General features: G+C 65.9%; 12 protein-coding genes. 5 read left to right on the top strand and 7 right to left on the bottom strand.

Features of this window, described 5'->3' with window-relative positions; translation table 11 throughout:
- Nucleotides 1–51 precede the first annotated feature (51 nt).
- The 4 genes from ACRSCF_RS08815 (at nucleotide 52) to ACRSCF_RS08800 (ending at nucleotide 4,864) form a co-directional block, all read left to right on the top strand.
- Nucleotides 52–1,245 (top strand): citrate synthase family protein, encoded by a 1,194-nt coding sequence (locus tag ACRSCF_RS08815; RefSeq protein WP_034365545.1) that lies wholly within the window; start codon nucleotides 52–54, stop codon nucleotides 1,243–1,245.
- A 114-nt stretch (nucleotides 1,246–1,359) separates the two neighbouring features.
- On the top strand, nucleotides 1,360–1,605 hold the full coding sequence (locus tag ACRSCF_RS08810; protein ID WP_012206708.1) for a type B 50S ribosomal protein L31: 246 nt from the start codon (nucleotides 1,360–1,362) through the stop codon (nucleotides 1,603–1,605).
- Nucleotides 1,606–1,760: 155 nt separating this feature from the next.
- Nucleotides 1,761–3,500 carry a hypothetical protein gene (locus ACRSCF_RS08805; RefSeq protein WP_203400583.1) on the top strand — a complete coding sequence of 580 codons (1,740 nt, stop codon included), beginning with the start codon at nucleotides 1,761–1,763 and terminating at the stop codon, nucleotides 3,498–3,500.
- Nucleotides 3,497–4,864, top strand: coding sequence for an MATE family efflux transporter (locus ACRSCF_RS08800; RefSeq protein WP_244387930.1), 1,368 nt, complete (start codon nucleotides 3,497–3,499; stop codon nucleotides 4,862–4,864). The genes ACRSCF_RS08805 and ACRSCF_RS08800 overlap by 4 nt, the downstream gene beginning before the upstream one ends.
- Nucleotides 4,865–4,892: 28 nt before the next feature.
- Here ACRSCF_RS08800 and phoR read toward each other — a convergent pair whose 3' ends face one another.
- From phoR to pstS, 7 genes are all read right to left on the bottom strand, one after another.
- A complete protein-coding gene (phoR, locus tag ACRSCF_RS08795) occupies nucleotides 4,893–6,287 on the bottom strand; it encodes a phosphate regulon sensor histidine kinase PhoR (RefSeq protein WP_016447456.1) in 1,395 nt (464 codons plus the stop codon).
- Nucleotides 6,288–6,407: 120 nt separating this feature from the next.
- Nucleotides 6,408–7,103, bottom strand: a complete 696-nt coding sequence (gene phoB / locus ACRSCF_RS08790) for a phosphate regulon transcriptional regulator PhoB (protein WP_016447457.1) — start codon at nucleotides 7,101–7,103, stop codon at nucleotides 6,408–6,410.
- A gap of 20 nt (nucleotides 7,104–7,123) precedes the next feature.
- Complete coding sequence (gene phoU, locus ACRSCF_RS08785) at nucleotides 7,124–7,825, bottom strand: phosphate signaling complex protein PhoU (protein WP_016447458.1); 702 nt, start codon at nucleotides 7,823–7,825, stop codon at nucleotides 7,124–7,126.
- A 13-nt stretch (nucleotides 7,826–7,838) separates the two neighbouring features.
- Nucleotides 7,839–8,621: a phosphate ABC transporter ATP-binding protein PstB gene (pstB, locus tag ACRSCF_RS08780; RefSeq protein WP_016447459.1), complete on the bottom strand. Its 783-nt coding sequence runs from the start codon at nucleotides 8,619–8,621 to the stop codon at nucleotides 7,839–7,841.
- A 38-nt stretch (nucleotides 8,622–8,659) separates the two neighbouring features.
- The gene (gene pstA, locus ACRSCF_RS08775; protein WP_034347746.1) at nucleotides 8,660–9,523 is read right to left on the bottom strand and encodes a phosphate ABC transporter permease PstA; all 864 of its coding nucleotides are present in this window, start codon (nucleotides 9,521–9,523) and stop codon (nucleotides 8,660–8,662) included.
- A gap of 17 nt (nucleotides 9,524–9,540) precedes the next feature.
- Entirely contained in the window at nucleotides 9,541–10,479 is a 939-nt protein-coding gene (gene pstC, locus ACRSCF_RS08770; protein ID WP_016447461.1) for a phosphate ABC transporter permease subunit PstC, read from the bottom strand.
- Between the two features lie 172 nt (nucleotides 10,480–10,651).
- The gene (gene pstS / locus ACRSCF_RS08765; RefSeq protein WP_016447462.1) at nucleotides 10,652–11,692 is read right to left on the bottom strand and encodes a phosphate ABC transporter substrate-binding protein PstS; all 1,041 of its coding nucleotides are present in this window, start codon (nucleotides 11,690–11,692) and stop codon (nucleotides 10,652–10,654) included.
- Nucleotides 11,693–11,941: 249 nt separating this feature from the next.
- On the opposite strand from pstS, the gene ACRSCF_RS08760 reads away from it, so the two are divergent.
- Complete coding sequence (locus ACRSCF_RS08760) at nucleotides 11,942–13,426, top strand: Ppx/GppA family phosphatase (RefSeq protein ID WP_016451340.1); 1,485 nt, start codon at nucleotides 11,942–11,944, stop codon at nucleotides 13,424–13,426.
- Nucleotides 13,427–13,502 lie beyond the last annotated feature (76 nt).

Genomic DNA, 13,502 nt, shown 5'->3' with positions numbered 1-13,502 from the left:
CCTGGCAAATATTGTCAATATTGATTCAATTAATCAACATATGATCGACCCATGCCCGACTACCTGAACTCCACCGAGGCCACCGCGCTGCTGGGCGTGAGCCGTGCCACGCTGTACGCCTATGTCAGCCGAGGCCTGCTGCAGGCCCACGCCGCAGACACGCCGCGCCAAAGCCGCTACCTGCGCGAAGAGGTCGAGCAGCTCGCACGCCAGCGCGGCCAGGGCCGCAAGCCGCGCGAAGTGGCGCAGGCCGCGCTCAGCTGGGGCCTGCCGGTACTGGAGTCCACGATCACATTGATAGAAAAGGGCCGCCTGTACTACCGGGGCGAGGACGCCGTGCACTGGGCGCGAACCCGCACGCTGGAGGAGACAGCCGCCCTCCTGTGGCAATGCCCGACCCAGGCAGCCTTCGCTGCAAACGCCGTGGAGGCCGCGCCTTTGCTGTCCGACCTGCAGCAGCGCATGGCAGGCCAACCGTGCGAAAACACATTGCTGCCCCTGTTCACCGTCGCCAGCGATGACACGGCCACCGCGGCCTGGCAACAATCACCCGAACGGCTGGCGGCAGGCTGCGGTGCGCTGTTGCGCCTGCTGGCTGCCTGCCTGCTGGGCACCGTGCCGGACAAGGCCGCCATCCATCTGCAGTGCGCACGGGCCTGGAAGCTGGATGCGCCAGGCGCGGACCTCGTGCGCATGGCCCTGGTGCTGTGCGCCGACCATGAACTCAACGCATCAGGCTTCACGGCGCGCTGCGTGGCCTCCACGGGCGCAAGCCTGCGCGCTGCCGTGGTGGGAGGCCTTGCCGCCTTGACAGGCGGGCGCCACGGCGGCACGACCGCGCGCGTGGAAGCGCTGTGGGACGAGGTGGGCGAGCAGCAGATCGCCACCCGCCTGCGCCAGCGTCTGGCGCGCAGCGAATCCCTGCCCGGCTTCGGCCACCACCTCTACCCTGATGGCGACGTGCGTGCCGCCCTGCTGCTTGACATGCTGCCGGCGCATGGCCCGGCAACGATGCTGGCCAAGGAGGTGATGGCGCTGACGGGGCAGGCGCCTTCGGTCGATTTCGCGCTGGTGGCCCTGCGACGGCATCTGCAGCTGCCGCCGGGCAGCGCCTTCGGCCTGTTCGCGCTGGGCCGCTGCGCCGGGTGGCTGGCGCAGGCGCTGGAGCAGCGTGCCACCCGGCAAATCATCCGTCCGCGCGCGGCGTACACGGGCCCCAGGCCTGCCGGTTTGGCACGGAACTGAGCACTATGCGATAATGCAGGGCTTTTTCTTGCGGAAAGTACGCTTGATTTGAACCGCTACAAAGGTTGCAGCGGGTCAGGCACGGCTACCGCACTTGCATCAGAAGGAAAGATCATGAAAGAAGGCATCCACCCCAACTACCGCGAAGTGCTGTTCGTGGACCTGTCCAACGGCTTCAAGTTCGTGACCCGCTCCTGCGTGAACACGAAGGAAACCGAAACCTTCGAAGGCAAGGACTACCCCCTGTTCAAGCTGGACACCTCGTCCGAGTCGCACCCCTTCTACACCGGCACGCAAAAGTCGGTGGACAACATGGGCGGCCGTGTGGAGCGCTTCCGCAACCGTTTCGGCAAGAAGTAAATCCTGCTTCTCCGGCCAGAAGGGCAGCACGGGCAACCGCGCTGCCCTTTTGTTTTTCGCAGTCCGGCCAATCCATGCCGGCCAGGCATGCCCCATTCTTTTCGAGGCCCTTGCTTCGCGTATTCTTGCGCCCTCCGTTGCAGAAAGTCCTGTGAGTGAACCAGCCCACCCCTGCCATCGTTGCCCAAAGCGCCGTGCGCCGCCTGCCGCGCTGGTCGCTGCTGCTGCTGTGCCTGGCCTATGTCGTGCCCGGATATGTGGGGCGCAGCCCCTGGCGCATGGCCGACATGGAGGCCTTCGGCTACATGCGGGAGCTGGCCCTGGGCCATACCTCCTGGCTGGCACCGCGCATGGCGGGGCTGCTGCCCGAATCCGAAGGCCTGCTCTCGTACTGGCTCGGTGCGCTGGCCATGCAGGGAGCACCTTCCTGGCTGCACCCGGAGATGGCGGCACGCCTGCCCTTCATCGCCATGCTGGTGATCACGCTGGCGGCCACCTGGTGGGGCGTGTACTACCTGGCGCGCACACCGGGCGCACGCCCCGTGGCCTTTGCCTTTGGCGGTGAGGCCCAGCCTACCGACTATGCGCGCGCCATGGCCGACGGAGGGTTGCTGGCCCTGGTGGCCTGCCTAGGACTGGCCCAGCTCTCCCACGAAACCACCAGCTACATGACCCAGCTGGGCTGCACGGCCCTGCTGTTCTTTGCCGCCGCCGCCATGCCCTACCACGGCCGCACGGCCACGCTGGCATTGCTGCTGGGCCTGCCCGGCCTGGCACTGAGCGGCGCGCCGACTGTGGCCACGCTGTTCGGCCTGGGCGGTACCGCCATGGCTTTCTTCTCGCGCACCTGGGGCGACGAAGCCACGCCCGCCCCACGCGCATCACGCCTGTGGACCGTGCTGTGGCTGGCGGTGACGATCTTGGCGGCCGCACTGTCCTGGTGGCTGGACCAGTGGGCCTGGCGCGTGGTGGACAGCGGCACTGCCAAGGAATGGCAAAGCCTGGTCAGGCTGCTGCTGTGGTTCAGCTGGCCCGCCTGGCCGCTGGCACTGTGGACGCTGTGGGTCTGGCGTCGCCAGATCGCCACGCCCCGGCGCTATCCCCATCTGGCGCTGCCGCTGTGGTTTGCCATCATTCCGGTGATCGCTTCGTTGAGCACGCTGCCAGCAGACCGCGCCCTGCTGCTGGGCCTGCCCGCCATCGCCACGCTGGCGGCCTTTGCCCTGCCCACGCTGCGCCGCAGCATCAGCGCCCTGATCGACTGGTTCACCCTGCTGTTCTTCAGCGCCGCGGCCATTGCCATCTGGGTGATCTGGCTTTCGCTGCAGACCGGCATTCCCGCCAAGCCCGCCGCCAATGTGGCAAGGCTGGCCCCGCAGTTCACGCCGGAATTCTCGGTGCTGTCCTTCGCCGTGGCGGTGGCTGCCACCCTGGCCTGGTGTGTGCTCGTGGCCTGGCGCACCTCGCGCAACCGTGCGGCCATCTGGAAGAGCCTGGTGCTGCCCGCCAGTGGCGCCACGCTGGCCTGGCTGCTGCTGATGACGCTGTGGCTGCCGCTGATGGACCATGCGCGCAGCTTCGAGCCACAGATGCGCCTGGTACTGGCCGAACTGCCCAGGGACGGCAGCTGCGTTCAAACCTATGGCCTGCCGCGCGCCCACATTGCCGCGCTGCGCTACTACGGTGACATCGATACCCAGCGCCTGAGCATGGCCGGTGCCGCGCGCTGCGACTGGATGGTGGCCGAGGAAGAAACCTGGCTGGATCCTCACAGCGCACGTCTGCAGGCCACCTGGGAGACCGTGGCCCGCGTGGTACGCCCCACCGACCGCAAGGACTTCCTTCTGGTCTTGAAACGCAGGCCTGAGGCGAGGCCCGTCCAGGTCAAGCCATGAACCTGCCAGCGCACGCCCCCCTGAGCGCAGAGCGACGCACCATTGCCCAGCATGCCCTGACCGTGCTGGCCGGGCAGTTGGCCGTGATGGCCTTCGGCGTGACCGACACCATCGTGGCGGGCCGCTATTCAGAGGAGGCGCTGGCGGCGCTGTCCGTGGGATCGGCCATCTTCGTGAGCGTCTACGTCTCGCTGATGGGCATCTTCCAGGCCCTGCTGCCGCTGTGGGCCGAGCACCGCGGCGCCGGACAGCCCCAGGCCATAGGCCGCACGCTGCGGCAGGCCATGTACATGCTGCTGGCGGCCTGCGCCGTGGGCATGGGCGTGCTGCTGTTTCCCGATGCACTGCTGCGCTGGGCCGATGTTCCGCTGCCGCTGCAGGTGCAGGTGCGGGCCTATCTCTCGGTGCTGGCCTGGAGCCTGCCGGCCGCCCTGCTGTTTCGCATCTACAGCACGCTCAACCAGGCGCTGGGCCACCCCTTGCTGGTGACCTGGCTGCAGCTGGTGTCGCTGCTGATCAAGATCCCTTTGTCCATCTGGCTGGCCTTTGGCGGAGCCGGCCTGCCGGCCTTGGGCGCCGAAGGCTGCGCCTGGGCCACGCTGATCGTGAACTACGCCATGGTCGCGCTGGCCTTGTCTTTGATGCGCAGCCAACGCCTGTACGCACCGCTGGCGCTGTGGCAGCGCATGGAGCCGCCGGACTGGCCCCAGCTGGCGCAGTTCGCGCGCCTGGGCATTCCTGCGGGACTGGCGATTTTGGTGGAGGTGACATCGTTCACGCTGATGGCCTTGTTCGTGGCGCGTCAGGGCACGCTGGCCTCGGCCAGCCACCAGATCGCCGCCAACCTTGCAGCGCTGTGCTACATGGTGCCTCTGTCACTGGCCATTGCCACCAGCGCACGGGTCAGCTACTGGCTCGGCGCCGGCGACGAGGTCACGGCGCGGCGCCTGGTCGCCATGGGCTGGCGACTGGCGGCAATGGGCGGGTTGGTGCTGGCCTGTGCACTGTTCCTTTCCCGCGAGGGCCTGGCCCGCATCTACAGCGGCAACCCCGAGGTGGTGGCCATCACCGCCAGCCTGCTGGCCTGGGTGGCTGCCTACCATGTGGCGGACGCCATCCAGACTTTCTGCATCTTCGTGCTGCGCTGCTACCGCATCACCGTGGCGCCACTGGTCATCTATTGCCTGCTGCTATGGGGTGGCGGTCTGGCCGGCGGATACTGGCTGGCCTATGGCACGGACAGCGTCCTGCCCGCCTGGCTGCACCCGGGCACGCCCGCCCCCTTCTGGGCCGGCAGCGCCTGTGCGCTGCTGGTGACCGCAGTGGTGTTCAGCGCGGTCGTACGCAAGGCCACAAACCGCTGAGCGGGTAGCGGCCATCCGTCAGAGCGCGCTATGCGGCGCGGCTGCCCCGGCTGTCGCTGCTGTCACGGGCCTCGGGCGCAGGAATGCGCACCCGGCTGGCCGGAAAGGTCACCGAAAACTCCGATCCCTGGCCCGGCGCGCTGGTGATGCCCAGCTTGGCACCATGGCGCTGCAGCACATGCTTGACGATGGCCAGGCCCAGGCCCGTGCCGCCGGTATCGCGCGAACGGCTGCGGTCCACGCGGTAAAAGCGTTCCGTCAGGCGCGCCAGGTGCTTGGGCTCGATCCCTGGCCCGGAGTCCTGCACGGCAAAGCGTGCCGATCCATCGGGCAAGGTCTCCCAGGTGACGTCGATGCGCCCGCCTGCCGGTGTGTAGCGCATGGCGTTGGCCAGCAGGTTGGAGAAGGCGCTTTGCAGTTCGGCGCTGGCGCCGGCCACCTCGCCGGCCTGCGCCAGCATCTCGGCCGACGGAAAGCTCAGCGCATGCGGCAGGGATTGCTTGCGCGTCAGCATGGACGACAGGCCGCGCGCCTCGTTTTCGCAGCGCTGCATGAGCTGGGCCACGGGCACCCATTCGTTGCTGCTGGGCAGCGGACTGCCCTCCAGGCGCGACAGCGCCAGCAGGTCTTCCACCAGATGCTGCATGCGCTCGGCCTGCTGGGCCATCAGGCCCAGGTAGCGGTTGCGTTCCTCGGGCTCCAGCGGCAGGTTCTGCAGCGTCTCGACAAAGCCCACGAGCACGGTCAGCGGCGTGCGGATTTCATGCGAGACGTTGGCCACGAAGTCACGGCGCATGGCCTCGGCCTGCTCCACCGCGGTCACATCGCGCGCCAGCAGCAGCTTGCGTCCTTCGCCATAGCCGTACAGTTGCACCGACAGCTTGACGGGGCGCGAGGCCGTGCTTTCGCGGCCCTGCATGACCAGATCGCGCGAGAAATCCTGGGTGGCGAAATAGGCGCTGAACTCGGGGTCGCGCACCAGGTTGCCAATGCTTTGCAGCAGGTCCCGTTCGGCATCGAAGCCGAACTGGCGCGCCGCGATCTGGTTGCACCATTCGATGCGGCCGTCGGCATCCAGCAGGACCACGCCGTTGGGACTGGCCTGCAGGGCAGAAAGAATGTCATTGAGCCGCTGGTCGCCCTGCTGCACCTGCTGCACGCTCTGGCGCAGCCAGCGGCGCATGCGCACGCTGGCTTCTCCCCAGATGCCGCTGAGTTCAGGCGCCTCCCGCAGCTCCGACTGGCGCAGCCAGGACAGCAGGCGCATGGCGTTCCAGCTGTCCACCAGCCACCAGATCCAGCCCGCGCACAACGCACCCGCCAGGGCCGCCACGGCCTGTGACGCCATGCCAGGGCTGGAGGCCGCCATGGCGCCCCACAGCCACCATCCCAGCAATGCGCCCGCGATCTGGGACGCCAACAAGCGAAAACCTCGCCAACCCATACTTGCGCCTTCTTTGCGTTGTATTCGCTGCCTGGGGCAGCGGCGCCCGGGCATGGCCTGCGGGGGCCATGCGTGGATTCATTGGAACGCAGGACCGCCTCAGGCCAGCGCCTGCGCGCTGAGCCGGTAGCCGGCGCCCCGCACCGTTTCGATCAATGCACCGGCCATGCCCAGCGCCTCGCGCAGCCGCTTGACGTGGACGTCCACCGTGCGCTCCTCGATGAAGACGTGATCGCCCCAGACTTTGTCCAGCAACTGGGCACGGCTGTGCACACGCTCGGGGTGCTTCATCAGATAGTGCAGCAGCTTGAACTCGGTGGGGCCCACCTTGATCATGTCGCCCTGCCAGCTCACGCGGTGCGCGGCGGCGTCGAGCACCAGCTCGCCGATGCTGACCTTGTCCTGGATCTGCTCGGGCGCGCGGCGCCGCAGCACGGCACGGATGCGCGCCAGCAGCTCCTGGGTCGAGAAAGGCTTGGTGATGTAGTCATCGGCACCCGCATCGAGCCCCGCCACCTTGTCCGGCTCATCGCCGCGCGCCGTGAGCATCAGGATGGGCACGGCCTTGGTGCGGCTGTCGGCGCGCCACTTGCGCGCCAGGGCAAGACCGCTGGCACCGGGCAGCATCCAGTCGAGCAGGATCACGTCGGGCAGCACGGCATCGAGCTCGCGCTGCGCGGTCACGCCGTCCTCGGCCCAGACCGGCTGGAAGCCGTTGTGCCGCAGGTTGACAGCGATCAGCTCCGCGATGGCGGGCTCGTCCTCGACGATAAGGACCATGGGCATCTTCTTCATCCGTTGTTCGCCTCCGGCACTTACAGCACTGCCGACTCGATGGCATCCATGGTCTGGTGGCGGACATCCTTGCCCTCCACCAGATAGATGATCAGCTCGGCCACATTCTTGGAGTGGTCACCGATGCGCTCAATGGCCTTGGCCAGGAACAGCAGGTCCAGGCTGGCCGAGATGGTGCGCGGGTCTTCCATCATGTAGGTGATGAGCTTTCGCACAAAGCCGTCAAACTCCTGGTCGATCAGGTCATCTTCCTTGAGGATGGCCACGGCCGCCTTGGTGTCCAGCCGCGCAAAGGCGTCCAGCGTCTTGCGCAGCAGGCCCGAGGCCATCTCGGCCGCAGTGCGCAGGTCGCCCGTGGGCAGGGAGCGTGCGGCGCCGCTTTCGATGATGGACTTGACCATGCGCGCCATCTTGTGCGCTTCGTCGCCCATGCGCTCCAGGTTGGCCGTGGCCTTGGAGAAGGCGATCAGCAGGCGCAGATCGCGCGCCGTGGGCTGGCGCCGGGCAATGATGGACGACAGTTCGTGGTCGATCTCCACTTCCATGGCATTGACGCGCTTTTCTGCGGCATCGACCTGCTCCACGGCCTCGATGCTGAAGCGCGACAGCGCATAGACGGCCTGGCGGATCTGGGACTCGACCAGGCCGCCGAGTTCCATGACGCGCGCCGAGACGCGGTTGAGTTCGCTGTCGAACTGGCTGGAAAGGTGTTTTTCGGTCATCGATGGCTCCTGCTCAGCCGAAGCGGCCGGTGATGTAGTCTTCCGTTTCCTTGCGCTGGGGCTTGAAGAACATCTGCTCGGTGTCTCCGAATTCCACCAGGTCGCCCAGGTACATGTAGGCCGTGTAGTCGCTGCAGCGGGCCGCCTGCTGCATGTTGTGCGTGACGATGACGACGGTGTAGTCGTTCTTCAGCTCGGCAATCAGCTCCTCGATCTTGGCCGTGGAGATCGGGTCCAGGGCCGAGCAGGGCTCGTCGAGCAGCAGCACTTCGGGCTTGATGGCAATGCCGCGTGCAATGCACAGGCGCTGCTGCTGGCCGCCGGACAGGCCCGAGCCGCTTTGCTGCAGCTTGTCCTTGACCTCGCCCCACAGGGCCGCCTTGCGCAGTGCCCATTCCACACGGTCGTCCATGTCGGAGGAGCTGAGGTTTTCAAACAGCTTCACGCCGAAGGCGATGTTGTCATAGATGGACATGGGAAACGGCGTGGGCTTCTGGAACACCATGCCGACCTTGGCGCGGATCAGCGCCACGTCCTGCTTGCTGGTCAGCAGGTTCTCGCCGTCCAGCAAGATCTGGCCTTCGGCGCGCTGCTCGGGATACAGCTCGAACATGCGGTTGAAGGTGCGCAGCAGCGTGGACTTGCCGCAGCCCGACGGGCCGATGAAAGCCGTGACCTTCTTTTCGGGAATGTCCAGGTTGATGCCCTTCAAGGCGTGGAACTTGCCGTAGTAGAAGTTCAGGTCGCGCACCGTCAGCTTGGAAGAGGTCAGCGCGCTGGAAGAGGTCGCAGTCATTGCGGAATCCTTGTCCTGGTTGATTGCTTGTTGCTGCATTACTTCTGGCGTGTCAGGAAACGCGCCAGGATATTGAGACCGAGCACCGCCACGGTGATCAGGAACACACCGGCCCAGGCCAGTTGCTGCCAATTCTCGTAAGGGCTCATCGCGAACTTGAAGATGGTCACCGGCAGGCTGGCCATGGGCTTGGACAGGTCGGCATTCCAGAACTGGTTGTTCAGCGCCGTGAACAGCAGCGGGGCGGTCTCGCCGGCAATGCGGGCCACGGCCAGCAGCACGCCGGTGATCACGCCGGCGCGCGCTGCACGCAGCGTCACCATGATGATGACCTTCCACTTGGGCGTGCCCAGCGCGTAGGCGGCTTCGCGCAGGCTGGCAGGCACCAGCACCAGCATGTTCTCGGTGGTGCGGATGACCACGGGAATCACGATCAGCGCCAGCGCCACCACGCCCGCATAGCCGGAAAAGCTCTTGAAGCGCGCCACGACCACGGTGTAGACGAACAGGCCGATCACGATGGACGGCGCCGACAGCAGGATGTCGTTGACGAAGCGTGTGGTATTGGCCAGCCAGCCACGCGCATCGTATTCAGCCAGGTAGACACCGGCCATCACGCCGATGGGCGTGCCCACGAACGTGGCCAGCGCCACCATGATCAGCGAGCCGAAGATGGCGTTGGCAATGCCACCGGCCTCATTGGGCGGAGGCGTCATCTCGCTGAACAGTGCCAGGCTCAGGCCGCCGATGCCCAGAGTGATGGTCTCCCACAGAATCCAGATCAGCCAGAACACGCCGAAGGCCATGGCAGCCAGGGACAGGGTCAGCGCCACCTGGTTCACACGCTTGCGCTGGGCATACTTGGCCTGGCGCACGCGCGACAGCTCGGCGGCATTGATCATCTTGGTGGAGGTGCTGCTCACGAGCGTGCTCCTTCATTCTTTTGCAGGCGGTTGAGCAGGACCTTGGAGCAAGCCAGCACCACGAAGGTGATGAAGAACAGCACCAGACCCAGATAGATCAGCGAAGCCTGGTGCAAGCCCTCGCCCGCTTCGGCGAACTCGTTGGCCAGGGCCGAGGTGATGCTGTTGGCAGCCTCGAAGACCGACAGCGAGTTGAGCTGGTTCATGTTGCCGATCACGAAGGTCACGGCCATGGTCTCGCCCAATGCACGGCCCAGGCCCAGCATCACGCCGCCGAGCACGCCGGTCTTGGTGTAGGGCAGAACCACCTTCCAGACCACTTCCCAGGTCGTGGAACCCAGGCCATAGGCGGACTCCTTGAGCAGGGCCGGAGTGACCTCGAACACATCGCGCATCACGGAGGCGATGAAGGGAATGATCATGATGGCCAGGATGATGCCGGCCGACAGGATGCCGATGCCCACCGGCGGGCCGGACACGAAGGCCTCCAGATAGGGAACGCCCTGGAACAGCTTTTGCAGGGGCTGCTGCACATAGGTGGACAGCACGGGGCCGAACACCATCAGGCCCCACATGCCGTAGACGATGGAGGGCACGGCGGCCAGCAGCTCCACGGCCGTGCCCAGCGGGCGCTTGAGCCAGGCCGGTGACAGCTCGGTGAGGAACAGCGCGATGCCGAAGCTCACGGGCACCGCAATCAGCAAAGCGATGGCCGAGGTGGCCAGCGTGCCGTAGATCATGACCAGGCCGCCGAATTCGTTGCGAACGGGGTCCCAGACACTGCGGCCGAGGAAACTCAGGCCGTATTCATAGATGGCGGGCCAGGCACCGACCAGCAGCGAGGCCAGGATGGCCAGCAGCAGGCCCAGCGTCAGCAGCGCGGCCAGACGCGCGAGAGCGCCAAACAAGCGATCCGCCACGCGCCCCGACAGCATCGGGGGGCGTAGCGGAGAAGGTGTGCGTCGCTGGGAAGCCTGTGCAGAGGCGGCCAGCGAGTTCGAGGGCGACGTTGTGGACACGTGAGGCGCCTTTATTCGCGGTTTGTGAAGGGATCAGGGGAGCCATGATGCACCTGCCGGCGGTGCGCCATGGTCCCCTTTTCAGGGTTTACTTCAGGGAAATGGCAGTGCCGGAGGTGTCCTTGATCTGGCCCCAGGATTGGAAGATCACGTTCTTGACGGCGTCAGGCATGGGCACGTAGTCCAGGTCGGTGGCGGTCTTGTCGCCGGACTTGTAGGCCCACTCGAAGAACTTCAGCGAGGCAGCGGCCTGTGCAGGCTTGTCCTGGGCCTTGTGCATGATGATGAAGGTGGCCGAGGTGATGGGCCATGCCTCCTTGCCAGGCTGGTTGGTCAGGATCTGGTAGAAGCTCTTGGCCCAGTCGGCACCAGCAGCAGCGGCCTTGAAGGTGGCGTCATCAGGGGACACGAAGGTGCCGCCTGCGGTCTGCAGCTGGGTGTAGGTCAGCTTGTTTTGCTTGACGTAGGCGTACTCGACGTAGCCGATGGAGTTGGGCAGGCGACCCACGAAGGCGGCCACGCCTTCGTTGCCCTTGCCGCCTGCGCCCGTGGGCCAGTTCACGGCCTTGCCTTCGCCAACCTTTTCCTTCCACTCGGCATTGACCTTGGACAAGTAGTTGGTGAAGCCGAAGGTGGTGCCCGAGCCGTCAGCGCGGCGCACGGGAGCGATGGTGGCGTCAGGCAGGTTCACGCCCGGGTTCAGGGCCTTGATGGCCTCGTCATTCCACTTGCTGATCTTGCCCAGGTAGATGTCGCCCAGCACCTGGCCGGTCAGCTTGAGCTGGCCGGGCTGGATGCCCTTGATGTTGACCACGGGCACGATGCCGCCGATCACGGTGGGAAATTGCACCAGACCCTTCTTGGCCAGTTCTTCATCCTTGAGCGGCTCGTCGGAGGCGCCGAAGTCCACGGTCTTGGCTTCGATCTGCTTGATGCCGGCGCTGGAGCCCACGGACTGGTAGTTGATCTTCACGCCGGTGGCCTTGTTGTAGTCCGCAGCCCACTTGGAGTACAGCGGAGCCGGGAAGCTGGCGCCTGCGCCGGTGGCTTCCTGCTGAGCCAGGGCCTGGCCCACGCCGCCCGCAGACAGAGCACCAGCCACCAGAATGTGAATCACAGACAACTTCATGTACAGACCTCTTAGGGGTTGAAAGATGCGATGGCTGGACTGTAAGAAGGCTTTGTGACATTGATGTGACATGGAAAAAAGGCGTCACAAACAGCAGGACTTCCCATGTAAGAACCCGGTCATCGCGATGTCACAATTCCGTCTTAGTCTTGTGTGTCGCACGAGCAGGCACCAGACAGGTGCAGCCCTGCCCCCCCTCGGACATCGCTGTGCAATCGTGCTCGACGAATCTTGATTGGCGTTTCTTTCATGGCACCAGAATCCCTGCTCGCTGCCGTTGACCTCGGGTCCAACAGCTTTCGCCTCGAAATAGGCCGCGTCGGCAGCCACCAGCGCATAGAGCGCGTGGAATACCTCAAGGAAACCGTGCGCCAGGGCAATGGGCTCAACGAGCGCCATGAACTGACTGACGAAGCCATGCAACGCGGCTGGGACTGCCTGGCACGCTTTGGTGAACGGCTGGCCGGCTTTGCGGCCGACCAGGTCCGCGCCGTGGCCACACAGACCCTGCGCGAGGCCCGCAACCGCGATGTCTTCATCGCGCGAGGCAGCACCCTGCTGGGCTTTCCCATCGAAGTCATCTCGGGCGAGGAAGAGGCCCGGCTGATCTATCGCGGCGTCTCCAGCCTGCTGCCGCCATCGTCTCAACGGCGTCTGGTGGTGGACATTGGCGGGCGCTCTACCGAAGTCATCATCGGCCAGCATGGCGAAGCGCGCCAGGTGGCCTCCTACCCCATAGGCAGCGTGGCCTGGAGCACGCAGTTCTTTGGCGAGGGCACGCTGTCGCGCGCGCACTTCTCGGCCGCCATCAAGGCGGCGCAGGCAGCCCTCACCCAGACCGTATCGGCCTATCCAGCCACCGCCTGGGACTGCGCCTATGCATCGTCAGGCACGGCCAACGCCGTGGGCGACATCCTGGCTGCCAACGGATATTCCGGCGGGCTGATCACGCCCGACAGCCTGCGCTGGCTGCATGAGCAGCTGATGGAGGCCGGCCATGTGGACCGCATCCGCCTGGCCGGACTCAAGGAAGACCGGCGAGCCGTCATCGCCGGCGGCCTGAGCATTCTGATGGCCGCCCTGGGCCTGCTGGGCATCGACGAACTGGAGGTTGCACAGGGCGCGCTGCGCCAGGGCGTGCTGCACGATCTGCTGGAACACGAGCCGCCTGCCGATCGCGAAGCCGCCGAGATCGCGGCGCTGCAACAGGACTTCGGCATTGACACATCCCACGCTCTGCGTGTTCGCAAGGTGGCACGCTGGGCCTGGCAATCGCTACAGGCGCAGCAGCCGCCCGATGCACTGGCCACGCACGCACTGGACACGGCTGCCAGCCTGCATGAGATCGGCATGCGCATCTCTCTGAGCGCCTACCACCGCCACGGCGCCTACATCACCGAACACTGCAGTGCTGCCACCTGGCCCGTGGAGCTGCGCGAACGCATCACACAGCTGGTGCTTGGCCACCAGGGCAAGCTGCGCAAGCTCGAGGCTGCCATCGAGGACCGGGCCGTGGCCTGGCCATTGCTGGCGCTGCGCCTGGCCGTGCAGCTGTGCCACGCCCGGCGCGATCCCGATCTGCAGGGCATGCGCCTGCACCGCTCGGACAGCGTCTTTCACCTGACCGTGCCGGAAGGCTGGACCAGAAGCTACCCCCAGTCCGCCCAGTTGCTGCGCACCGAAGCCGTGGCCTGGCAGAAGACGCCCTGGACGCTGCAGTTGCATCTGCACTGAACGCCGAACGTCTCCGGCTGCCGCAGCGACAAGCAAAAAACCCTGCCAGCGCAATGCGTTGGCGGGGCTTTTCGAT

This window comes from Delftia sp. 11MD (assembly GCF_050907895.1).
GTDB classification, from domain to species: Bacteria; Pseudomonadota; Gammaproteobacteria; order Burkholderiales; family Burkholderiaceae_C; genus Comamonas; species Comamonas tsuruhatensis.
The sequence above is the reverse complement of the archived record's forward strand: the minus strand, read 5'-3'. Positions and strand labels throughout refer to the sequence as shown.